General features: G+C 71.3%; 21 protein-coding genes and 1 pseudogene. 14 read left to right on the forward strand and 8 right to left on the reverse strand.

The genetic code is table 11. The features are described 5' to 3' along the window. Nucleotides 1-404 precede the first annotated feature (404 nt). On the forward strand, nt 405-953 hold the full coding sequence (locus OG737_RS32840; RefSeq protein WP_328929841.1) for a winged helix-turn-helix domain-containing protein: 549 nt from the start codon (nt 405-407) through the stop codon (nt 951-953). A gap of 47 nt (nt 954-1,000) precedes the next feature. Here the strand turns inward: OG737_RS32840 and OG737_RS32845 are convergent, their stop codons facing one another. Continuing rightward, nucleotides 1,001-1,570, reverse strand: coding sequence for a helix-turn-helix domain-containing protein (locus OG737_RS32845; RefSeq protein WP_405922331.1), 570 nt, complete (start codon nt 1,568-1,570; stop codon nt 1,001-1,003). 139 nt (nt 1,571-1,709) lie between these two features. Between OG737_RS32845 and OG737_RS32850 the strand changes: the two genes are divergently transcribed. The 13 genes and pseudogenes from OG737_RS32850 (at nt 1,710) to OG737_RS32910 (ending at nt 16,487) form a co-directional block, all read left to right on the forward strand. Next, nucleotides 1,710-2,489 carry an ABC transporter permease gene (locus OG737_RS32850; RefSeq protein WP_405922332.1) on the forward strand — a complete coding sequence of 260 codons (780 nt, stop codon included), beginning with the start codon at nt 1,710-1,712 and terminating at the stop codon, nt 2,487-2,489. Further along, nucleotides 2,486-3,202, forward strand: a complete 717-nt coding sequence (locus tag OG737_RS32855) for an ABC transporter ATP-binding protein (RefSeq protein ID WP_405922333.1) — start codon at nt 2,486-2,488, stop codon at nt 3,200-3,202. The genes OG737_RS32850 and OG737_RS32855 overlap by 4 nt, the downstream gene beginning before the upstream one ends. 54 nt (nt 3,203-3,256) lie before the next feature. After that, nucleotides 3,257-4,243: an ABC transporter substrate-binding protein gene (locus OG737_RS32860; RefSeq protein ID WP_405922334.1), complete on the forward strand. Its 987-nt coding sequence runs from the start codon at nt 3,257-3,259 to the stop codon at nt 4,241-4,243. 26 nt (nt 4,244-4,269) lie between these two features. Further along, the gene (locus OG737_RS32865) at nt 4,270-5,379 is read left to right on the forward strand and encodes an aryl-sulfate sulfotransferase (RefSeq protein WP_405922335.1); all 1,110 of its coding nucleotides are present in this window, start codon (nt 4,270-4,272) and stop codon (nt 5,377-5,379) included. Between the two features lie 159 nt (nt 5,380-5,538). Continuing rightward, nucleotides 5,539-6,543 (forward strand): amino acid ABC transporter permease, encoded by a 1,005-nt coding sequence (locus tag OG737_RS32870; protein ID WP_405676534.1) that lies wholly within the window; start codon nt 5,539-5,541, stop codon nt 6,541-6,543. Further along, complete coding sequence (locus tag OG737_RS32875) at nt 6,540-7,316, forward strand: amino acid ABC transporter ATP-binding protein (protein ID WP_405676532.1); 777 nt, start codon at nt 6,540-6,542, stop codon at nt 7,314-7,316. The genes OG737_RS32870 and OG737_RS32875 overlap by 4 nt, the downstream gene beginning before the upstream one ends. Before the next feature lie 54 nt (nt 7,317-7,370). After that, nucleotides 7,371-8,387 (forward strand): ABC transporter substrate-binding protein, encoded by a 1,017-nt coding sequence (locus OG737_RS32880; RefSeq protein WP_405922336.1) that lies wholly within the window; start codon nt 7,371-7,373, stop codon nt 8,385-8,387. Nucleotides 8,388-8,430: 43 nt separating this feature from the next. Further along, a pseudogene (locus tag OG737_RS32885) lies at nt 8,431-9,233 on the forward strand (GNAT family N-acetyltransferase). A 149-nt stretch (nt 9,234-9,382) separates the two neighbouring features. Continuing rightward, on the forward strand, nt 9,383-10,606 hold the full coding sequence (locus tag OG737_RS32890) for an LLM class flavin-dependent oxidoreductase (RefSeq protein WP_405922337.1): 1,224 nt from the start codon (nt 9,383-9,385) through the stop codon (nt 10,604-10,606). A gap of 23 nt (nt 10,607-10,629) precedes the next feature. After that, nucleotides 10,630-12,012 carry an NtaA/DmoA family FMN-dependent monooxygenase gene (locus tag OG737_RS32895; protein WP_405922338.1) on the forward strand — a complete coding sequence of 461 codons (1,383 nt, stop codon included), beginning with the start codon at nt 10,630-10,632 and terminating at the stop codon, nt 12,010-12,012. Continuing rightward, entirely contained in the window at nt 12,009-13,055 is a 1,047-nt protein-coding gene (locus OG737_RS32900) for an LLM class flavin-dependent oxidoreductase (protein ID WP_405676528.1), read from the forward strand. The genes OG737_RS32895 and OG737_RS32900 overlap by 4 nt, the downstream gene beginning before the upstream one ends. A gap of 10 nt (nt 13,056-13,065) precedes the next feature. Then, entirely contained in the window at nt 13,066-14,208 is a 1,143-nt protein-coding gene (locus OG737_RS32905) for an LLM class flavin-dependent oxidoreductase (protein WP_405676525.1), read from the forward strand. A 74-nt stretch (nt 14,209-14,282) separates the two neighbouring features. Beyond that, complete coding sequence (locus tag OG737_RS32910) at nt 14,283-16,487, forward strand: sulfatase-like hydrolase/transferase (RefSeq protein WP_405922339.1); 2,205 nt, start codon at nt 14,283-14,285, stop codon at nt 16,485-16,487. A gap of 12 nt (nt 16,488-16,499) precedes the next feature. Here OG737_RS32910 and OG737_RS32915 read toward each other — a convergent pair whose 3' ends face one another. The 7 genes from OG737_RS32915 to OG737_RS32945 all read right to left on the reverse strand — a co-directional run bounded on the left by OG737_RS32915 (nt 16,500) and on the right by OG737_RS32945 (nt 22,272). Further along, entirely contained in the window at nt 16,500-17,078 is a 579-nt protein-coding gene (locus OG737_RS32915; RefSeq protein ID WP_328929856.1) for a PspA-associated protein PspAB, read from the reverse strand. A 17-nt stretch (nt 17,079-17,095) separates the two neighbouring features. Then, nucleotides 17,096-18,010: a zinc metalloprotease HtpX gene (gene htpX, locus OG737_RS32920; protein WP_328929857.1), complete on the reverse strand. Its 915-nt coding sequence runs from the start codon at nt 18,008-18,010 to the stop codon at nt 17,096-17,098. Nucleotides 18,011-18,015: 5 nt separating this feature from the next. Beyond that, nucleotides 18,016-18,294 carry a PspA-associated protein PspAA gene (locus OG737_RS32925; protein WP_328929858.1) on the reverse strand — a complete coding sequence of 93 codons (279 nt, stop codon included), beginning with the start codon at nt 18,292-18,294 and terminating at the stop codon, nt 18,016-18,018. After that, nucleotides 18,291-19,067, reverse strand: a complete 777-nt coding sequence (locus tag OG737_RS32930) for a PspA/IM30 family protein (protein ID WP_328929859.1) — start codon at nt 19,065-19,067, stop codon at nt 18,291-18,293. The genes OG737_RS32925 and OG737_RS32930 overlap by 4 nt, the downstream gene beginning before the upstream one ends. Nucleotides 19,068-19,412: 345 nt before the next feature. After that, nucleotides 19,413-20,264 (reverse strand): sulfurtransferase, encoded by an 852-nt coding sequence (locus OG737_RS32935; protein ID WP_328930547.1) that lies wholly within the window; start codon nt 20,262-20,264, stop codon nt 19,413-19,415. Nucleotides 20,265-20,296: 32 nt separating this feature from the next. Next, nucleotides 20,297-21,160, reverse strand: a complete 864-nt coding sequence (locus OG737_RS32940; RefSeq protein WP_405922340.1) for an MBL fold metallo-hydrolase — start codon at nt 21,158-21,160, stop codon at nt 20,297-20,299. Beyond that, the gene (locus OG737_RS32945; protein WP_405922341.1) at nt 21,157-22,272 is read right to left on the reverse strand and encodes a sulfite oxidase; all 1,116 of its coding nucleotides are present in this window, start codon (nt 22,270-22,272) and stop codon (nt 21,157-21,159) included. Before OG737_RS32945 ends, OG737_RS32940 begins: the two co-directional genes overlap by 4 nt. Nucleotides 22,273-22,311 lie beyond the last annotated feature (39 nt).

Below are 22,311 nucleotides of genomic sequence, written 5' to 3' on the forward strand. Positions count from 1 at the left end.
CGGCGACAGGGGTAGCCAGGCCCCCTTCGCCCACACATTTCCTATGCAATCAGTAGGGAAGTATTGACGCGTGCCCGCCACGCACTTCACGATGTGGTCATGTCCCCGTCGCAGCCGTTGCTCGTACGCCGCAGGCACGTTGACTTCCGTCTCGTCGCCAGCGCCATCTGCCGACCCTTTTAGGGCTTTCGACAGGGCATTTGCTCGAAGCGCGCCGGTGTTCCGGCTGCCGCTTCTCGCTGTGCTCCGCGCCTTTCGTGACCCCGGCCCTTTGGGTCGTACGGATCCGCCCGGCGTGCGACGCGACGGCTCTCCCGGTCGACTCCGTCGCGGAGACCCCACGCCCTGTCGTGCCCGAACACCCGGCATCCGTACCTCGATCCGCGCAGCCGAAGGGGCTCATCGTGACCACCGCAATTCCCGCACCCGCCGTCCGCCGTTACCCGGCCCCGCGCCTCCAGCTGGTCGGCGACCGTCCGCCCGCCGTCTTCGCCGACGGTACCTATGGCGGCCGTGTCGGATACCTCGTGTTCCTGCCGGCGGACGTCGACCCGGTGGCGCTGATGAAAGCGCACGGTATACGCCCGGAGATCCGCTCCCTGGAGCCCGGGACGCTTCCGGTTCCCGAGCCGGAACCGGCCCCGTACCCCGACCCCGTCGAGCACGACGCCATCCGGGTCGACCGCGCACGTCGGCTGGTCGAGGTCGACGGACGCGAACTGGAGCTCACCTACCTGGAGTTCGACCTCCTGGCCCACCTCGTGTCCCATCCGTACACGGTCCACACGCGTGATGCCCTCATCTCGGGCATCTGGGGTTACGGGCACATCGGTGACGGCCGTACGGTCGATGTCCACATAGCCCGGCTGCGCCGCAAGCTCGGCCCCGCCTACCGGGACCGCATCTCCACCGTGCGCCGCGTCGGCTACAAGTACGCCCCCGACCACCAGTAGCCCCACGCCGGTCAGGCGGAACTTCTGTCGCCACCGCCGCCGGTTTCTCAGGCGCTCGCGATGACCAGCAGAGTTCGGGCGGCGGCGGGGCCCGCCAGGCGGCAGCGGTGCGGGACTTCGCCCCGGTGGTGGGCGCTCTGTCCGGCGCGCAGGGTCAGCGGTTCCTCGCCCTCGACTTCGAGGATGATCTCGCCCTCCAGTACGTAGAGGAAGTCCTCGCCGGGGTGCTCGAACCAGCCGCGCTCGCCCTGGCCGGGCTCGAAGTGGTGCTCGTAGGCCTCCATCAGCGCGCTGCGCCCGCCGGGGATGAGGACCTGGGCGATCTGCCCGGCCGCCTCGCTGACGCGGATCACCTGCGGGTCGCTCTCGTGGCTGACCGCACCCGGTCGGGCGGGCGGTCGCAGGAAGGTTCCCGGGGTGACGTCCAGCGCCTCCGCGATCCGGTAGATCGAGCTGAGGCTGGGCGTGGCGAGGCCGCGTTCGAGCTGGCTGAGGAACGGCTGGGAGAGGCCCGAGCGGGTGGCGAGGACGGCCATGGAGACGCCGCGCTGTTTGCGGCAGCTCCGGATCACCCGTCCGACCTCGATCGCCTCGGGCGTGGGTTCAGGTCGAGACACGCAGGTGAACGTACCTCATCACCGATCAAGCACCGGGGGTCCCGACGAGGTTTCGTACTGCCGCAACACTCCCGTCATAAGCGTGGTCAATTATTGACCTCACTTATTGACGACGAGGAACCGAACGAGGAGCCGCCCCGTGCACGCCACCCCCTCACCGCCCGGCCGGAGCCTCAGCCGGCTCGGGCCGGCCCTGGGCGCGGCAGGTGCCCTGCTCGCGCTGTGGTCCCTGCTCGCCTGGTCCGGTGCGGTGGCCCAGGGGCTGCTGCCCACCCCCGGCGAGACCGCGGCCGCGCTCGCGGACAGCGCCCGCAGCGGCATCCTGGCCGCTGATCTCGGCGCCAGCCTGGCCCGCGCCGGGCAGGGTTTCGTGCTCGGTGCCCTCGTGGGCAGCGCGCTGGGCTTCGCCACCGGCCATCTGCCGAGGCTGTCCGCCGCCGTCACCCCGCTCGTCTCCTTCCTGCGCCCGATCCCGGCCATCGCGCTGGTGCCGCTCGCGACCGCCTGGTTCGGCATCGGGGAGACCGCCAAGCGCCTGCTCATCGCGTACGCCGTGCTGCTCGCCGTCTGGCTGTACGTACACGACGGGGTCTCCCGGGTGCCGGCGTCCCATCTGAGGGCGGCTCGGTCGCTGGGCGCGCCGCTGCACCGGCGGTTCACCGAGGTGCTGCTGCCCGCCGCCGCGCCCGCACTGCTCGCCGCGTTGCGGTACGGGGCCTCGGTGGCGCTGCTCGCCCTGGTGGCGGCGGAACTGGGCGGCGCGGACAGCGGGTTGGCGTACCGGCTCCAGGTGGACGGCCAGTTCCTGCGCGTGGACCGGATGTTCGCCGGGCTGTTCGTGCTCGGGCTGCTCGGCGTGGCCGTCGACCTCGTACTGGCCGCGGTCGGCCGCCGGTTCGTGCACTGGAGCGCCTCATGAGCCTGGGAGTACGACTGGAGGGGCTATCGGTCCACTACGGGGCCGCCCCGGTGCTGGAGCGCACCGATCTGGAGCTCCCGGCGGGCTCGTTCACGGCGCTGCTGGGGCCCAGCGGGTGCGGCAAGTCCACGGTTCTCAACCTGGTGGCCGGGTTCGTGCGGCCCGCCGAAGGGCGGGTGACGGTGGGTTCCGCCCCCATGCGCGGGCCGGGCCCGGAGCGGGGCGTGGTCTTCCAGCACTACGCGCTGTTCCCCTGGCGCACCGCCCGCGGCAACGTCGAATTCGCCCTCAAGCGGCTCGGCCTGCCGCGTCCGGAGCGCCGCCGGCGCGCCCTCGCGGCACTGGCCGAGGTAGGGCTGGCGGACGGCGCCGAGAAGTACCCGGCGCAGCTGTCCGGCGGCATGCAGCAGCGTGTGGCACTGGCCCGCGCCCTGGCCGCCGAGCCCGAAGTGCTGCTGATGGACGAGCCGTTCGGAGCGCTGGACGCACTGACCCGGACCCGGATGCAGACCCTGCTGCGGGAGCTGTGGCAGCGCCGCGGAACCACCGTCCTGTTCGTCACGCACGACATTGACGAGGCACTGGCCCTCGCCGAACGGGTCGTCGTCCTCGGCGGAACCCCTGGGCGGGTGCTGGCCGACCACACCGTGCCCGCCGGGCCGCCCGACCTGGACCTGCGCTCACTGATCGCCCGTCATCTCGGCTCCGATTGAAGTTCCCTCGGCTCCCTCCCCTGCTCCCACCTCCGTCCCCGGAAGGACTTCCCCATGCTCAGACCCCGTGCAGTGGCCGCACTGTTGACGGCGGCCGTGCTCACCTCGGCCTGCGCCGGCGGCACCGGCCCCGCGGCCGGCGGCCGCCCCGCCGTCTCCCTCGCCGGGAGCGACCACCTCGGCGGGGCGCCCGTCTACGTCGCCCAGGAGCACGGGCTGTGGTCCGCCGAGGGCATCGACGCCACCGTGACCGCCCAGCCCAGCGGGCGGGACGCCCTGAACGCCGTGCTCGGCGGTCAGGCGCAGCTCGGCGTCGTGGGTGATCTGCCCGCGGTGACGGCCGCGCTGAGTGGGCGCGAGCTGCGGATCGTCGCCGACCTGTCCCGGTTCTCCGACTGGCGCCTGCTGACCCGGACCGACCGGCAGATCACCGGGTTCGCCGCGCTGAAGGGCCGCACGGTCGGAGTCCCGCAGGGTACGAACGTCGAGTACGCCCTGTCACGGATGCTCGCCTCCGCGCAGCTGACGGCCGCTGACGTGACCGTGGTCAACCTCGCCCCGAACCAGGTCACTTCGGCGCTGGCCCGAGGCGACATCGACGCCGGGGTCACCTTCCCCAGCTTCTACGACGCCGCCCGCACCACCCTCGGTGACCGCTACGCCGAGCTCCCCTTCACCGGCTACACGGCCCGGACCCTGCTCGTCGCGGGTCCGGCGGCGACCGAGGGGACCACCACGGCCGTGCTTCGGGCGCTGCTGAAGGCCCAGGGCGAGATCGCCGCCGACCCGGCCGCCGCGCGAAAGGCCGTACTCGCCCAGTCCAAGGGCGCGCTCCAGGCCGGCTATGTGGACGCCTTCCAGCCCCGCTACGGCTACGGCGCGACCCTCTCGCCCGAGCTGCTGGCCCAGTTGGAGCAGGAGGCCGGCTGGGCGAAGGCCGCCCAGAGCCTGCCGGGCTCCGCCGACCGCGCCGCGCTGCTGAAGCATCTGCACCCCGCGCCCCTGACGGCCGTCGACCCGGCCGCCGTCACCGTCCGCTGAACCCGCCCCCGAGACAGGAGATCCCCATGACCGTCGACCAGAACACCCTGCGCCGCCGCGGCGTCGGCCTGATCGCCCATGACCCCGCCCGCAGTTACGGCGGCTACACCCTCTACACGCCCATCACCAGCACCGGCGAGATCCACCTCGTCGACATCGAGGGCCGGCCCGTCCACACCTGGAACTCCCCGCACCCGCCCGGCCGCCAGGCGCAGCTCCTCCCGGGCGGCAACCTCTTCTACGCGGCCAAGGACACCAGCAGCCCCACCCTCTTCCCCATCTGGGACGTCTACCACGGCGGCATCTTCCAGGAACTGGCCCCCGACTCCACGGTCCTGCGCGAGGTCCGCCACCCCTTCCACCACCACGACGCCTCGATCCTGCGCAACGGCAACCTCATCGTCACCGTCGTCGAACCCCTGGACCCGGCCGACGCGGCCCGCATCCGGGGCGGCATCCCCGGCTCCGAAGCCGCGGGCGGGGTGATCTACGGGGACGTGGTGTACGAGCTGACCTGGGGCGGGGAAGAGGTGTGGCGCTGGGCCGCCATCGAGCACCTCGACCCCGAGGAGTTCCCGCTGGACACGCACTTCGCCCGTGAGCACTGGCCCATGGCCAACACCGTCAACGAACGCGCCGACGGCTCGATCGTCCTGGGCTTCCGCAGCGCGTCCTCCACCGTGGCCGTCGACCGCGCCGACGGGTCCGTGCTGTGGCACATCGGCCCCGACGTCCTGGCGCAGCAGCACCACCCGCACGAGCTGGCGGGCGGCAACATCCTGGTCTTCGACAACGGCACCTACCGCGACACCACGTCCGTTCCGTACTCGCGGGTGCTGGAGCTCGACCCGCGGACGGGCAAGGAGGTGTGGTCGTACGAGGACAACCCGCCGCAGAACTTCTACAGCCCGTACATGTCCAGCGCGCAGCGCCTGCCGAACGGGAACACCTTCATCGCGGAGGGCTCCTTCGGCCGGCTCTTCGAGGTGACGCCCGCCGGTGACGTGGTGTGGGAGTTCGTGGTCCCGCAGTTCCGGTCCTTCGGCGAGGGCGTGGGCCTGGAGTCCTCGGCCGGCGCCCAGAACTCCGTCTTCCGCGCCTACCGGTACTCCGCCGACCAGTTCCCCTGGCTGTGAACGACAGTCCGGTTCATTTCACCGGAAGGCGTTGTGTGTACGGCGGATGAAATTGCCGCACGCTTCCGCCAATACCGATATCAGGACCGTTGACAGCCCTTCTCCAGGCTGCCTAACTTACGCCGCAGATAACGACATCAGCGGCCTCTTCTGTCCGGCATGACGGCTGCTTTTCGATTCTTCGATTTATCGAATGCTGCTGGAGTGCCCTTGACTGAATCTCTCGTCCTCACCGCGCCCCCGGGACCGCCGGCGCCGGCCGAGCGGGTCCTCCCGCTCCGCCGGCCCGGGCGGTGGGTCGCCACCGCCCTCGTGCTGGTGCTGGTCTCCCAGGCCGCCCACGGGCTGCTGACCAATCCCTTCTACCAATGGGACCGGTTCGGGTACTGGTCCGTCCGGCCGGTCATCCTGGAGGGCCTGTTCATCACCCTCCAGGTGGCCGCGTACAGCGCGGTCCTGGGCCTCGCGGGCGGCATCCTGCTCGCCCTCGGCAGGCTCTCGACGAACCCCGTACTGCGGTCGGTGAGCTGGACGTACATCTGGCTGCTGCGCTCGGTGCCGCTGATCGTGGTCCTGCTCTTTCTCTACAACCTGAGCGCCCTCTACCCCACCCTGAGCATCGGGGTGCCCTTCGGGCCCGCCTTCTTCACCTTCGACGAGTCGCGGCTGGCCACCGACATCGTCGTGGCGGTCGTGGGACTGAGCCTGAGCGAAGCGGCGTACGCGGCCGAGGTGGTACGGGCCGGTGTGCTCTCCGTCGACCAGGGCCAGCACGAGGCGGCGGCCGCGCTGGGACTGCCCAGGCGGTACCAGTTCGCCCGGATCGTCTTCCCCCAGGCGCTGCGCTCCATCGTCCCCGCCTACGTCAACCAGCTGATCGGGCTGGTCAAGGCCACCTCGCTGGTCTTCTACGTATCGCTGCTCGACCTGTTCGGCACGGTGCAGAGCCTCGGCAGCACCTACTCCGGCGACGTCGTGCCGCTACTGCTGGTGGCCACCTCCTGGTACGTGGTGCTCACCAGCGTCCTCTCGGTCGTCCAGTTCTACGTCGAGCGGTACTACGCGCGCGGCGCGCTGCGCACCGTCCCGCCCACCCCCCTGCAGCGGGCCCGGACGGGCCTGCGCGATCTCCGGGACCGCTTCCGTAAGGGGACGGCGCGATGACCGCCATCGCGCGGGCCGCCGCGATCGAGGTCCACGACGTGCACAAGTGGTACGGCCGACAGCAGGTACTGGACGGGGTGAGCCTGACGCTGCGGCCGGGCACGGTCACCGCGATCCTGGGCCGCTCCGGCTCCGGCAAGTCCACCCTGCTGCGGGTCATCAACCACCTGGAGAAGCCCGAGGCCGGATACGTAAGCGTCGGCGGCGAGCTGATCGGGGTGCAGCGGAACGGCGGGAGGCTGAAGGAGCGGAGCGAGCGGGCGATCCTCGCCCAGCGCGGGCGGATCGGCTTCGTCTTCCAGAACTTCAACCTCTTCCCGCACCTGACCGTGCTGGACAACGTCGCCGCGGCCCCGGTGGCCACCGGCAGGCTGCCGCGTCCGAAGGCCCGGGCCCTGGCGCGCGAACTCCTGGAGCGCGTCGGGCTCGGCGACCGGACCGGAGCCTACCCGCGGCAGTTGTCCGGCGGCCAGCAGCAGCGCGTGGCCATCGCCCGCGCCCTCGCGCTCCGGCCCGGCGTCATCCTCTTCGATGAACCCACCTCCGCGCTCGACCCCGAACTCGTCGGCGAGGTGCTCTCCGTGATCAAGGACCTGGCCACCGGCGGAACCACGCTGGTCATCGTCACGCACGAGATCGGCTTCGCCCGCGAGGTGGCCGACGAGGTCGTCTTCCTCGATGGTGGCCGCATCGTCGAACAGGGCCCGCCCGAGCAAGTACTGGACCGGCCCGTCCATCCCCGTACGCGGGAGTTCCTGAGCAAGGTGCTCTGACTCCGCCGCGCCCCACCCCGCCCCACCAACCCTTCCGAACCGAAAAGGAACACCATGCAACGCCGACGCTCCCTGCGCACCAGATTCGTCCGCGGCCTCGGCGCCGCCACCGCCACCGTGGCGCTCGCCTCCGGCCTCACCGCGTGCGGGGGCGACGCCGAGGCCACCGGACCGGGCTCCGGCAAGGTCACCGTCGGCGCTGTGTCCAACGGCGCCGCCCAGCAGGCCGAGCTGTCCGTCCCGGTGGTCGAGTCCCTGCGCGCTCAGCTGCCCGCTGAGGTCCGCGAGCGCGGCGAACTCGTCATCGGGGTCGGCGCGCTGCCCGCCGGCTTCCCGCCACTGGCGTACGTCGGCACCGACCAGAAGACCCTGACCGGGGCGGAACCGGACCTCGGCCGTCTGGTGGCCGCCGTGCTCGGGCTCAAACCGGTGGTGAAGAACTCCACCTGGGAGAACCTCTTCGTCGGCATCGACAGCGGCAAGGTGGACGTGGCCTTCACGAACGTCACGGTCACGGAGGAGCGCAAGAAGAAATACGAGTTCGCCTCCTACCGGCAGGACAACCTGGCCTTCGAGACGCTGAAGGACAACCCCTGGAACTTCGGCGGCGACTACCGCGATCTCGCGGGAAAGACGGTCGCGGTCAGCTCGGGCACCAACCAGGAGAAGATCCTGCTGGAGTGGCAGAAGAAGCTCCAGGCGGAGGGCAAGGACATCACCGTCAAGTACTTCCCCGACGCCAACAGCACCTACCTGGCCCTGAGCGGCAGGAAGATCGACCTCAGTTTCGGCCCGAACCCGTCCATCGCCTACCACATCACCCAGACGGCGAGCGGCAACGCTCCCACGCGCAGTGCGGGTTCGTTCTCCGGGGCCGGTGAGTCGCTCCAGGGCCTGATCGCCGCGACCGCGAAGAAGGACAGCGGGCTCGCCAAGCCGGTGGCAGAGGCGATCAACCACCTGATCAAGAACGGCCAGTACGCGCAGCTGCTCACCGCCTGGAACCTGGCCAACGAGGCCGTCACCACCTCGGAGGTCAACCCTCCGGGCCTGCCGGTGACCAACTCCTGAACCCCCGGCCCCCGGGCCGCGCCACGGAGGGAGAGCCCGCCCCATGAGCACGAACGCAGGTCCCAGCACCAGTACGGGTACGCGTGCGAGTGCGAGTGCGAGTGCGAGCCTGGGCACCGTGGTGTCCCCGCATGTCCTGGACAACCCCGCCTGGGCCTCGTTGTCCGGCGCGCACGCCGCCTTCGCGGAGCGGGCGACCGGCCCGGGGCCGACCCCTCTACCTCCCGCGCCGCCCGCTATCCGTCGGACGTCTGGCCGTTCGCCGCCCTTGCGGACCCGGCCGACCCGGACTCCTGGGCCGACTTGCGCAGGCTGGTCGGCGACGGCGGGATCGCCGCGCTCGCAGGCGTGCTGACCCCGCCCGACGGCTGGGAGACCGTCGGCTCGGTCCCCGGCGTCCAGCTGGTCGACACCTCGCTGCGCGCAGAACCCGCCCCGGAGGCGGTTCGGCTCGGCCCCTGTGACGTACCGGAGATCCTCGGTCTGATCGGGCTCACGAGGCCGGGTCCGTTCCTGCCCCGCACCGTCGAGCTGGGCACGTACCTCGGGGTCCGGCACCGAGGCCGGCTGATCGCGATGGCCGGAGAGCGGCTGCGGCCGCCCGGCTGGACCGAGATCAGCGCGGTGTGCACCCATCCCGACCACCGGGGCGGGGGGCTGGCGACCCGGCCGGTCTGTGCCGTCGCCGCGGGCATCCGGGAGCGTGGCGACGTCCCGTTCCTCCACACCGCCGCGAGCAACACGACGGCGATCCGACTGTACGAGTCGATCGGCTTCACCGTGCGTCGCCGCCCCTCCTTCGTGGCGGTCCGCGCGCCCGGCAATACCGCTGCCAACTTCTCTTAATATTCCGGTCATTGTATGGCACCGCTATCGGGGGTAGTTTCCAAGGGATATGGGTGACGGGCCTTTTCTCCGCCCCCTCGTACGCCCTCAAATCCGCGACGCGCATCGGCCTTCTTTTCGCACGGCCGATCAGGAAGGCGTAATTCGACGTGTCCGCATTCCCGCCGGAATCCGCATCGACATCAGCATTCTCCGAACCGCTGCACCTCGCCGTCGCGCTCGACGGCGCGGGCTGGCACCCTGCCGCCTGGCGCGAGCCGGGTGCCCGGCCCGGCGAACTCTTCACGGCCCGCTACTGGGCCGATGCCGTGGCCGAGGCCGAAGCCGGACTGCTCGACTTCGTCACCTTCGAGGACGCCCTCGCCCTCCAGTCGTCCTCGGCGGACGGGCCCGACGGGCGCACGGACCAGGTCCGCGGGCGGCTGGACGCGGTACTCACCGCAGCCCGCGTCGCGCCGCTGACCCGGCACATCGGACTGGTCCCGACCGTGACCGCCACCCACACCGAGCCCTTCCACATATCCAAGGCGATCGCCACCCTGGACCACGTCAGCCGCGGACGTGCGGGCCTGCGCGTCCAGGTGTCACAACTGGCCTACGAGGACCAACACTTCGGACGCCGGGCGGTCCCGCTCCCCGATGCGGAGTCCTACGAGGAGGCTGCCGACCACATCGAGGTGATCCGGCGGCTGTGGGACAGCTGGGACGACGACGCCGAGATCCGGGACGTGGCCACCGGCCGGTTCGTCGACCGCGACAGGCTGCACTACATCGACTTCGAGGGCCGTCACTTCAGCGTCCGCGGGCCGTCGATCACCCCGCGCCCGCCGCAGGGGCAGCCCGTTGTCACCGCGGCGGGCGTTGCCGGCGCCCTCGGTGACGGCAATGCCGCGTACGGCCTCATCGCCCGGTCCACCGATGTCGGATACGTCGCCGTGCGCGACGCCGACGGGGCGCGCGCGGCGGTCACGGAGATCCGGCAGGCCCGGGGATCCGCCGGGCTCCCGGCGCAGCCGTTGCACCTCTTCGCGGACATCACCGTGTTCCTGGACGAGGACGCTCCGGCGGCCGAGGCCCGCCGCAGCCGCCTCGACGCGCTCGCGGGCGCCGCGTACACCAGTGACACGGCGATCTTCACCGGCACGTCCGCGCAGCTGGCGGACCTGCTCCAGGACTGGCGGACGGTCGGCCTGTCGGGTTTCCGGCTGCGGCCGGGCGTACTCGCCCACGACCTGCCCGCGATCACCCGGGGGCTGGTGCCGGAGCTCCAGCGGCGCGGGGTCTTCCGCCGCGCGTATGAGGCGGACACCCTGCGCGGACTGCTGGGCCTGGAGCGCCCGGTCGGCCGTTATGCCGCCCACCCCGCCGCCTGATCCCGGACCCGGAAGGCCCCATCATGAGCAGCAAGCGGCTCAAGCAGATCCATCTCGCGGCCCACTTTCCCGGCGTCAACAACACCACCGTGTGGAGCGACCCGGTGGCCGGCAGCCACATCGACTTCGCCTCGTTCGTCCACTTCGCGCAGACCGCCGAACGCGCCAAGTTCGACTTCCTCTTCCTCGCCGAGGGGCTGCGGCTGCGCGAACAGGGCGGAAAGATCTATGACTTGGACGTGGTCGGACGGCCCGACACCTTCACGGTGCTCGCCGCCCTGGCGGCCGTCACCGAGCGCCTCGGCCTGACCGGGACGATCAACTCCACCTTCAACGAGCCCTACGAGGTGGCCCGCCAGTTCGCCTCGCTCGACCACCTTTCCGGGGGCCGGGCCGCGTGGAACGTCGTCACCTCCTGGGACGCCTTCACCGGCGAGAACTTCCGGCGCGGCGGGTTCCTGCCGCGCGAGGAGCGCTACTCCCGCGCGAAGGAGTTCCTGGCCACCGCGACCGAGCTGTTCGACTCCTGGGACGGCTCCGAGGTCGTCGCCGACCCCGCGTCGGGCGCCTTCCTGTGGGACGCGCGGGCCGGGGCCTTCGCCCACCACGGGCGGCATTTCGACATCGAAGGCCACTTCAACGTGCCGCGCAGCCCGCAAGGCCGGCCGGTGGTCTTCCAGGCGGGCGACTCCGACGAGGGCCGCGAGTTCGCAGCCTCCTCCGCCGACGCGATCTTCGGCCGCTACGGGACGCTCGACGAGGGCCGGGAGTTCTACGCCGACGTCAAGGGCCGCCTTCCCCGGTACGGGCGCTCCCCGGACCAGTTGAAGATCCTGCCCGCGGCCACCTTCGTACTCGGCGACACCGACGCCGAGGCACACGAGGCCGCGCACGAGGTCCGCCGCCTCCAGGTCAGCGGGCAGACCGCGATCAAGTACCTGGAGCACGTCTGGAACCGCGACCTGTCCGCCTATGACCCGGACGGCCCGCTGCCTGCCGTCGACCCCGAGGCCGGTGAGAACACGATCGCCCTCGGCCGGGCGAGCGTCCGCCAGTTCCACGACCCGCTCGAAACCGCCCGGCAGTGGCGCGAGCTCGCCGGGGCCAAGAAGCTGTCGATCCGCGAACTCGTCATCGCCACCACGTCCCGCCAGACCTTCGTAGGCTCCGCCGCCACGGTCGCCGAGCAGATCAACGACCTGGTGCAGGCGGACGCGGCCGACGGGTTCATCCTCGTCCCCCACATCACGCCGGGCGGCCTGGACGCATTCGCGGACACCGTCGTCCCGCTGCTCCAGGAGCGCGGCGTCTTCCGCACCGAGTACGAGGGCGCCACCCTGCGCGAGCACCTCGGGCTCGCCGTGCCCGGCGCCGAAGCGGTTGCCCGGCAGGCCGCGACCTCGTGAAGTTCCTGGCCATCACCCTGATCACGGACTCCGCGGATCCGGTGACGGGTGCCCTCACACCCACCCGTGAGCGGTTCCGCGAGGTGGTTGCCGCCGCGCTTTTCGCGGAGGAGCTCGGCTTCGACGGCTTCGGGGTCGGCGAGCGCCACGAGCGGCCGTTCCTGTCGTCCTCGCCGCCCGTGGTGCTCAGCCACATCGCCGCACTGACCCGCAGGATCCGGCTGTTCACTGCCGTGACCACGCTGAGCCTGCTGGACCCGGTGCGGGCGTACGAGGACTACGCGACGCTCGACCACCTCTGCGACGGCCGCCTGGAGCTGATGATCGGCAAGGGCAACGGCACGGCCCAGCGCGAGCTGTTCCACGTGACTCCGGAAGACCAGTGGGAGCGCAACGCCGAGGGCTACGAGCTGTTCCGGCGGATCTGGCGCGAGGACAAGGTGAGCGCCGAGCCGCGCTTCCGCCCCGCGCTGGCCGGCGCCGAGGTGCTGCCGAGGCCCTTCCAGCCGGCCCTGCGCGTCTGGCACGGCAGTGCGACCAGCCGGGACTCAGTCGATCTCGCGGCGCACTACGGAGACCCGCTCTTCTCGGCGAACGTCACCCACCCGATCGGCCCGTACGCCGAACTGATCCGCCACTACCGCGAGCGCTGGGAGCACTACGGACACGATCCGGCGCACGCTGTCGTCGGCGCGGGCACGGCCGGCTACCACGCGGCCCCCACCTCGCAGCAGGCGGTGGCGGCGTACCGGCCCGCGTTCGCCCGGTACCTCGCTTCCCACAAGCAGCAGGGTGTGGATCCCGTCTTCCCGACACTGGAGGACTTCGTCGAGCGGAGCTCGGCGCTGATCGGCAGCCCCCAGCAGGTGATCGAAAAGGTCCACCGCTACCACGAGGCGTTCGGCCACACGGCCCTGCACCTCCAGGCGGAGCCGGGCGGGCTCGCCCCTGCGGAGCACCGCGCCTCCCTCGAACTCTTCCAGTCACAGATCGCCCCGGTGTTGCGCCGCGAGATCCCCGACCCCGCCTTCCCCGACCTGTAAGGAGCCCTGCATGTCCGGCATCCCCCTCGGGGTCCTCGACCTCGTCCCCGTCTCCTCCGGCTCCACCGCCGCCGAGGCCCTGCACCACAGCATCGACCTCGCCCGGCAGACGGAGGCGTTCGGCTACGCCCGTTACTGGTTCGCCGAGCACCACCTCAATCCGGGGGTCGCCGGGACCTCGCCGGCGGTCGTCCTCGCGCTCACCGCCTCCGCGACCTCGACCATCCGGCTCGGCTCCGGCGCCGTCCAGCTCGGACACCGCACCGCGCTGTCCACGGTCGAGGAGTTCGGCCTGATCGACGCGCTGCACCCCGGGCGCCTGGACCTGGGCCTGGGCCGCTCGGCCGGCCGTCCGCAACAGCGGACCTCGCACGACCCTCCGTTCGAGGGGTACACCCCGAACGGACTGCGCATCCCGGCCCGGTTCTCCTTCGCCCATCTGCTGGGCCATCCGCGGGTCGCCCTCCAGCAGAGGCTCCTGAACCTGCCCGGTGCCCAGCCGCAGGACTACGCCGAGCAGGTCGACGACGTACTCGCGCTACTGCGCGGCGACTACCGCTCACCGGAGGGGGTGGAGGCGCACGCCGTCCCGGGGGAGGGGGCCGACGTACAGGTATGGATCCTGGGCAGCAGCGGCGGAGTCAGCGCGGAGACCGCGGGCCGCAACGGGCTGCGGTTCGCGGCCAATTACCACGTCAGCCCCGCTTCGGTGCTGGAGGCGGCCGAGGGCTACCGGGCCGCCTTCAAGCCGTCCGCCGAGCTGGACCGGCCGTACGTGACGGTGTCCGCCGATGTCGTCGTCGCCGAGGACGACGCGACCGCCCGCGAACTGGCCACCGGATACGCATCCTGGGTGCGCAGCATCCGTACCGCCGAGGGCGCCATCCCCTTCCCCACGCCCGCCGAGGCGCGCGCCCTGCCCTGGACGGAGGCGGACCGGGAACTCGTCGCCGATCGGGTGGACACCCAGTTCGTCGGCTCGGCACGGACCGTCGCCGATCACCTGGAGCGGCTCCAAGGAGCCACGGGGGCGGACGAGTTGCTGATCACCACCATCACGCACGACCATGCGGACCGGGTCCGCTCCTACCGTCTGCTGGCCGAGGAGTGGCGGCGCCGCTCAGGCGCCGGCCGAGCTGTCACACGCTCTTAATGCCATGTGCATAGCCATCAGACCGGCGTTCTCCGCATGATCGAATTCCGTCCGCGAGAGCCAAGGAGCCCCCGATGCCCACCCGCCGCCACTTCCTCGCCGGGTCCGCGGCCGCCCTCGGCCTCGCCTCCCTCCCCGCCGCACCGGAGGCCCAGGCCGCAACGACCGCCGGCACGGCGACTCCCAACCTCGTCGTGATCCTCGCCGACGACCTCGGCTACGGCGACCTCGGCGCGTACGGCCAGAAGCTGATCACCACACCGCGGATAGACCAGCTCGCCGCCGAGGGCCTGAGGTTCACCGACGCCTACTCGACGGCCGCGGTCTGCGCGCCGTCCCGCTGCTCGCTGCTGACCGGCCTGCACACCGGCCACTCCACCGTCCGGGCCAACCCCAGCGGCGCCCAGGGCGCGCTGAAGGCCGGTGACACCACCTTCGCCGAAGTGCTGCGCGCCCGTGGCTACCGGACCGCGGTCATCGGGAAATGGGGCTTCGGGCCGGAGGAAGGCGACCAGCCCAGCCACCCCAACTCCCGCGGATTCGAGGAGTTCTACGGCTACATCGACCACGGGCACGCGCACGAATACTACCCGCAGTACCTGTGGCACAACGGCGCGAAGGAGACGATCGCCGCCAACGCGGGCGGCGCGAAGGGGGCCTACGCCCCCCAGCTCATCGAGCAGCGCGCGCTGGACTTCATCGGCGACCACGCCGCCGAGCCCTTCCTGCTCTTCCTCACGCCGACCGTGCCGCACGCACCGAGCGACATCCCCGACGTCGGCGCGTACGCCTCCCGTACCTGGACCCAGCAGAACAAGGGCCACGCCGCCCAGATCACCTACTTCGACACGCTCGTCGGGAAGGTCACCGACCGGCTGCGCGCGCTCGGCATCGCCGACGACACTGTCCTCCTCGTCACCAGCGACAACGGCCCGCACGAGGAAGGCGGGGTCAACCCCGACCTGTTCGACGCGAACGGCCCGCTGCGCGGCTACAAGCGCAACCTCTACGAGGGCGGCATCCGCGTCCCGCTGATCGCATGGTCCCCGGGCCGGATCGGCGCGGGGACCAGCGACCGCCCCACCTCGCTCACCGATGTGCTGCCCACCCTGGCGGAACTCGGCGGCGCACCCGCACCCACGGACATCGACGGACTGTCGGCCGCCCCGCTGCTCGCCGGAAGCCCGGACGCCGCACGTCACAATCACCTGTACTGGTACCGGGACGAACGCGGCGTCACCAGCCGGGCCAACACCGAGGACGACGGCCGCGCCACCTGGCTCGCCGAGGCGGTACGCAAGGGCCACTGGAAGGCGGTGCGGTTCGCGCCCGTCAGGGACCACGCACTGCCCGATGCACAGTGGCAGGTCGAGCTGTACGACCTCGCCTCCGACCTCGGTGAGCAACGCAATGTCGCCGACGTCAACCCGTCCGTGGTGACCGGCCTGGTCGCCCTCATGCGTTCCTCGTGGGTGGACACGTACCTCCGCAAGCCCTTCGGAGTCCGCGCGGAGATCCAGGGGCCGGCCGTTCCCGGTGAGGCCTTCACGGTCACCGCGACCCTGGGCAACGGGTCGGGCAAGCCCTGGACCCGCGCACTCCTCACGCTGCACGCCCCGGCGGGCTGGCAGGTCCAGGCCACCACCGCGACCGGCAAGGACCAGCTGACCGCCGGCGCCACGCTGACCACGACCTGGCGGGTCACCCCGCCCGCGAAGGCCACCGCCGGCACGCAGTGGCCGCTGACCGTCGACGGCACCGCGGAGTCACCGACAGGGCCCCTGCGCTACTCCGCCACGGAACGGGTCTCCACGGTGCCGGCGGCGCCGGTCGCCGACTCCTATCTGAGCGATCTCGAATGGGTGTCGGCCACCAACGGCTGGGGTCCGGTGGAACGCGACCGGTCCAACGGGCGACAGGCGGCCGGGGACGTCACGCCGATCTCGTTCGGCGGCGTGACGTACGCGAAGGGCCTCGGCGTGCATGCTCCCTCCGAGATCGTCTACCACCTCGGCGGCGCGGCGGACCGCTTCACCGCGCTCGTCGGCATCGACGACTTCTCGACCAACCAGGCCGCCACCGGCGCGACGAAGGCCTCGGTGCGGGGCGACGGGAAAGTGCTGTTCACCAGCGGCAAGCTGACCGGCGCGGGCGGTCCCGTACAGGTGGATCTCGACGTACGAGGGGTGAAGCTGCTGCACCTGGTCGTCGAGGACGCCAACGCCAGCACGGCGTTCGACCACACCTCCTGGGCCCTCGCCCGGGTGACCGTGCTCTGAGCGTCGGCCTTCTCACAGGCCGGGGGCTCCCCAGAGGGGGAACCATCGGCTCAACTCCGGTTCGATGCGCAGATCGTCCTTGATCACCGCCTTGACCTGGAGTTCCAGGGGGTTGTCGCGCTTGTGACCGGGCAGCGGAGCGAAGGGGTAGAAGGTGCCGCGCTTGTACAGGTAGACCAGGGCGAGGGAGCGCAGCTCGGCGTCGCGGAAGGAGACGAGGGAACACAGGAGCTGCGGGCCGAAGCCGCTGTCCTGCAACGCGGTGTTGACCGCGTGCAGGTCCCCCACCAGCGCGGGCAGGTCGTCGGGGGCGCGGTGGGAGAGCAGCCACGAGTAGCCGTAACTGTCACGGCTGAACTCCACCGGTGCGCCGCCGCGCTCGGAGTCCGCGTCCAGCAGGGCCCGTACCTCTTGCTGTACCTGGGTGAAGGCGCCGCCCTCGATGGAGGCGAAGCAGACCGAGCCCGCTCCGGTCGGGGTGAAGCCGATGGCCGCCTGGAGGGTGATGGCCGCCGAGGGCAGGCCGAAGAGCTGGTCCAGGTCGGGTCTGACCGGCTTGGACCGCCCGAGCAGCGTGTCCCAGAAACCCACGGGGCCTCAGCTCCCTCTCACGGTGTTCCGCCGCCCGGTCCGCCCAGCTCGGCGGCAAGCTCCGCGAGGGCCGCGAGCCGGCGTTCGAGGCTGGGGTGGGTGGAGAACAGGTTGGCCACCGCCGTGCCGGGGCCGAGGGCGGGGGTGAAGAAGAACGCGTTGAACGCCTGCGCGGTACGCAGGTCCTCCGTCGGGATGCGGGCGATGTCCCCGGTGACCTTGGTCAGGGCCGAGGCGAGGGCGGACGGCTTGCCCGTGAGCATGGCTCCGGCGCGGTCGGCGGCCAGTTCGCGGTAGCGGGAAAGCGCCCGGATCAGCAGGAAGCTGAGCGCGTAGACGAGGGCGGAGACCACCATCACGGCCATGAAGACGACGGCGGTGTTCTGGTCGCGTCCGCGTCCGCCGAACAGCTGGGAGTAGAACGCGAAGCGGACGATGAGTCCGGCGATCACGCCCAGGAACGAGGCGATGGTGATCACCGCGACGTCCCGGTGCGCGATGTGGGAGAGTTCGTGCGCGAGGACGCCTTCGAGTTCTTCCACGGTCAGGCGGCGCTGGAGCCCGGTGGTGACGCACACCACGGCGTGGTTGGCGTTGCGTCCGGTCGCGAACGCGTTGGGCAGGTCCATGCGCGAGACCGCGACCCGCGGCTTGGGCATGTCGGCCGTCGCGCACAACCGGTCGATGATCCCGTGCAGCTCGGGCTGCTCCTCGGACGTGACGATCTGCCCGCGCATGGCGTACAGGGCGATCCGGTCCGAGTACCAGTACTGCGCGCCGAGCAGTGCGGCGGCGATGACGACGACCAGGACGGTGGACTTGAGCAGCACGATCAGCGCGGCGATGAACGCCACGTACACCAGCCCCAGCAGGAACATCGTGACCGCCATTCGGGCGGTAAGCTGCCGGTCGGGCTCGAAACGGCTGCGCATCGCCATCACCCCGGGATCAGGCCCTCGTCGGACAGCGGTTCGCGCACTTGGGCGAGGCTGGTGTCCGCATCGGGAAGTACCAGGTCGGACGGCGTGATCGCCTCGTCCGGCAGCGGTGTGCCCAGCGTGCGCACGGCGTCCAGCAGGGCCGACAGCGCGGCCGTGAACGCCGCTTCGTTGCCCGCGTCGGCAGCCGACTGCAGGGCGGTGTCCAGCTCGTCGAGTCGGACCAGGTGCCCTTCGGCGATCTCGTACTGGCCCTCGCCGAGAATCCGCATGATCATGACGTCGCCTCCGGGTCCGACGGCCCCTTCGACCGTTCCGGCGCCTCCACCGCCGCCGGGCCGGAGGCGGCAGGCAGCTCGGCCTTCATCCGGGCCAGCTCCCTGTCCACGTCCTGGCCTGCGGACATGCGCTCGAGCTCGGCAAGGATGTCGTCGTGCCCGGCCGGCACGGTGGCGTCCTCCAACGCCCCGGAGGCCATCAGCTCATCGAGTGCGCCGGCGCGGGCCTGCATCTGCTCGGTCTTGTCCTGGGCCCGCTGCATGGCCAGCCCGACATCGCCCAGCTCCTCGCCGATGCCGGTGACCGCCTCGGTGATCCGCGTCTGGGCCTCGGCCGCGGTGTAGGCGGCTTTGATCGTCTCCTTGCGGGTACGGAAGGCGTCCACCTTCGCCTGAAGGCGCTGTGCGGCCAGGGCCAGCTTCTCCTCCTGCTGCCGCAGTGACAGCAGCTGCCCCTCCAGGTCGGTGATCTGCGAGGCGACGGCCGTACGGCGGGTCAGGGCCTCGCGGGCCGGGTCCTCCCGGCCGGCCGCCAGAGCCTGCTGGGCCTGAGCCTGGAGCTTGTCTCCGGACTGCTGGAGCTGGTTGACCTGGAGCTCGACGCGTTTGCGGCTGGTCGCGACATCGGCCACCCCGCGCCGTACCCGTTGCAGCATCTCCCGCTGCTGTTCGTAGGAGTGGTCCAGGACTTCACGCGGATCCTCGGCCCGGTCCAGGGCCTTGTTCGCCTTGACCCGGAACAAGGCGGTGATGCGGGCGGTGATGCTGGTCATGACGACCGCCTCCTCGGGCCTGACGCATCCTGCGTGACCGGCGGCCCACCCCCCGTGCCTTCGGCGTGTGGGAGCGGTTCCGTCGCAGGTCACGACCATCGCGCTGGTTCCATTCTCCGGGCACATCCCCTGACCGGCAGCCCGTAACCATCACCCTTGGCGCGGCAAGCGCCCGGAGCCGGGAGGGAGCATCTGGTCGGTCGCGGTGTCCTTTCGGCCGGGGCGGAGCCTCTGGCTCGGCAGTAGATGTCCGCGCCCTGCTCGACCAGGATCCAGGGCACCTCGGCCAGGTGGTCCGCGCAGGCCGGCTCCCCGGACCTCTCCTTGCGGCCGCGGGCCTTCACGTCAGCCCATCTCGACGGGGGCACGCACCAGGGAGCCGTACTCGGTCCAGGAGCCGTCGTAGTTCTTGACGTCCGGGTAGCCGAGCAGTTCGTGGAGTGCGAACCAGGTGTGCGAGGAGCGCTCACCGATACGGCAGTAGGCGATCACTTCGCGGTCGGGGGTGATGCCCTTCCCCGTGTAGAGCGCCTTCAGCTCGCCGGCCGACTTGAACGTCCCGTCGTCGTTGGCCGCCTGCGCCCAGGGGATGTTGGCCGCGCCCGGGATGTGGCCGGGCACCTGGGCCTGCTCCTGCGGCAGGTGAGGTGGTGCCAGCTTCTCGCCGCGGTACTCCTCCGGGGACCGGACGTCGACCATGCGGACGCCGGACCCCAGGCTTTCCAGCACTTCACTGCGCATTGCGCGGAACTGCGGGTTCTCCTGACCCGTCACAGTGAAGTCGGTGCGCGGGCGCGTCTTGACCTCCGCAGTCATCTCGCGGCCTTCCAGCTCCCACTTCTTGCGGCCGCCGTCGAGCAGCTTCACCTTGTTGAAGCCGCGCAGCCGCAGGATCCAGTAGGCGTACGCGGCGAACCAGTTGTTGTTGCCTCCGTACAGGATGAGGGTGCTGTCGTACTCGACGCCGCCCTCGGCCAGCAGCTGCCCGAGCGCGTCGCGGTCCAGATAGTCGCGCCCCACGGCGGTGTGCAGGTCCTTGGTCCAGTTCCATCCCACGGAGCCCCGGATGTGGCCCTGCTCGTATGCGGTGGTGTCCTCGTCGACGTCGATGATGCGGACGGTCGGGTCGTCGAGGTGGGCGGCGAGCCAGTCGGTGTCCACCAGTGTCTCCGGATGGGCGTAGCCGTTGCTGCCCATGGTCCTCCACTCCTCTCCTCCTCTTCCCGCTGTCATGCGTGTGCCATCAGGTCCTGTACGCCTCCCCTCGTCACCGCCGTGACGGGGATGCCCGCCCGGTCGAGCGGGCTCGCCGCGATGGCCGCCCGGCGGCCGCTCCCGCACACCGTCCAGATTTCCCGGCCCCGGGGTGTCTCGGCGAGCGGTACGGCGAGCGTGCCCGGGATTCCGCCCTCCGGGCGCTCCGGCCGTACGTCGAGTACCCGCTTCCCGGCGCGATGTGCCCGGCCAGCTCGGACGCGTCCGCGGTGCGGAAGGCGCGCAGCGGGCGGCCGGCTGCGACCCAGATGTTGATGCCGCCGGCCAGATACCCAGGGACGTTCTCGTAGCCGATCCGCAGCAATTGCAGCATCGCCACGTCGGGCAGCCGCGCCAGTCGCCGGAGCGTGCGGAACTGCGCCCGTCCTCGCCGGACAGGTCGGTGCGGCCGACGCCGCCGACGAGGAGGCTGCCCCCGGTGAAGACGGCCGTCGGCGCCTCTCCCGCAGGTCGTCGAAGACGAGGTACGAGGTGTGTTCGGCGGTATGACCGGGGGTCTCCATCGCCCGTACGGTCAGATCGCCGACGGTGATCTCGTCGTCCTCCGCCAGGGGCAGGTGGTCGAACGCGTACGGCGCGCGGGCCGGGCCTGCCACCGTGGCTCCGGTCGCGGCGCGGACCTCCAGAGCGCCGGAGACGTAGTCGTTGTGCACGTGCGTCTCCAGGACGTAGCGGATGCGCACCCCCTTGGCGGGACACGACTCCATCAGGCCCCAGCTGTCCCGCTGGGGGTCGACCAGCGCGGCCTCGTCACCGCTCACCAGGAGATGGCTGGTGTCACCGAGCGAAGCCGTGGTCATGATCTCGGTCTCGTTCATACGACGACCACCTCCACGGATGCCACAGGGTTGCAGCCGTAGCCATGGGCGTTCCACGGTGCCCGCGGCGGCTGGGTGTCGCCGAGCGCGTCGGTCGCGCGGGACAGCAGCCGGTACGGGCCGGGCCGCTGCGGCGTCCACCGGTACGACCAGCCGGTCCAGCCGTACGGCCCGGCCGACGGCTCGAGCACGGCGTCGTGCCACTCCCGGCCGCAGTCTTCGCCTTCGCCTTCGCCGTTTCCTTCGCCTTCCTCGTTCTCGGCCCGGACTTCCACCCGCCGCACGGGCACCCCGCCGCCCGACCAGGCGTGGCCGCGTACGACGGCCTCGTGACCTCGGCGGATGGCGGCGTCGGGCTCGGGTTCGGTGATGTGCGACTTGATCCGCACGGTCGTCACGGGGCCCTCGGGAATGCCGCGCGAGGCGGCGTAGACGTACTCCTCGGCCTGGAAGACACCGGTGAACGGCTCTGTCACGGCCCGTGCCTCGACCAGCCATTTCACGTCGGCTACCGCGTACCGGCCAGGAACCACCAGGCGTACCGGCGCCCCGTGCTCGGGGGCGAGCGGCTCGCCGTTCATATGAGTGGCGAGGAGGGTGTCGGGGTGCAGGGCCGCCTCCAGCGGCAGGCTGCGCTCGAAGGCCGTCGGGAGCCCGTGCACCGTGCCGGAGTCGGCCCCGGCGAAGACGACCTCCACTGCTCCCGGCTCGATCCCGGCCCGGGCGGCGAGGGCGCGGAACGGCACTCCCGCGAAATGTGCACAGCCGACCGCCCGCTGGCCCCAGGGCAGGCCCGGTGGACGGGGTGTCATCAGACTGCGGCCGTTTCCGGCGCACTCCAGCACCACGTCGAGCTCCCGGCGCTGCAGAGCGGCCAGCTCCTCGTAGCCGATGTCCAACGGGGCCGCCACGGCCCCGCCGACACGCAGCCGCCACCGGCTGGGGGTTGTTCGCGGGGTGCCGAAGTGATCGCGTACGAAGAAGGCACCCACGGGCGTGACCGGCTCGGCGAGGGCGGCCGCCGGCGTCTGGGCGTTGTACGGGTCGGCCGTGACCTGCTCCGGTGTCCAGGCCGTCGCACCGGGCCCGCTTGGAATTGGCCATGGGGTCATGCCCGCGCCTTCCGTCGGGCTCGTGACGAGCACGACGCG

This window comes from Streptomyces sp. NBC_00122 (assembly GCF_045160845.1).
Taxonomy (GTDB): domain Bacteria; phylum Actinomycetota; class Actinomycetes; order Streptomycetales; family Streptomycetaceae; genus Streptomyces.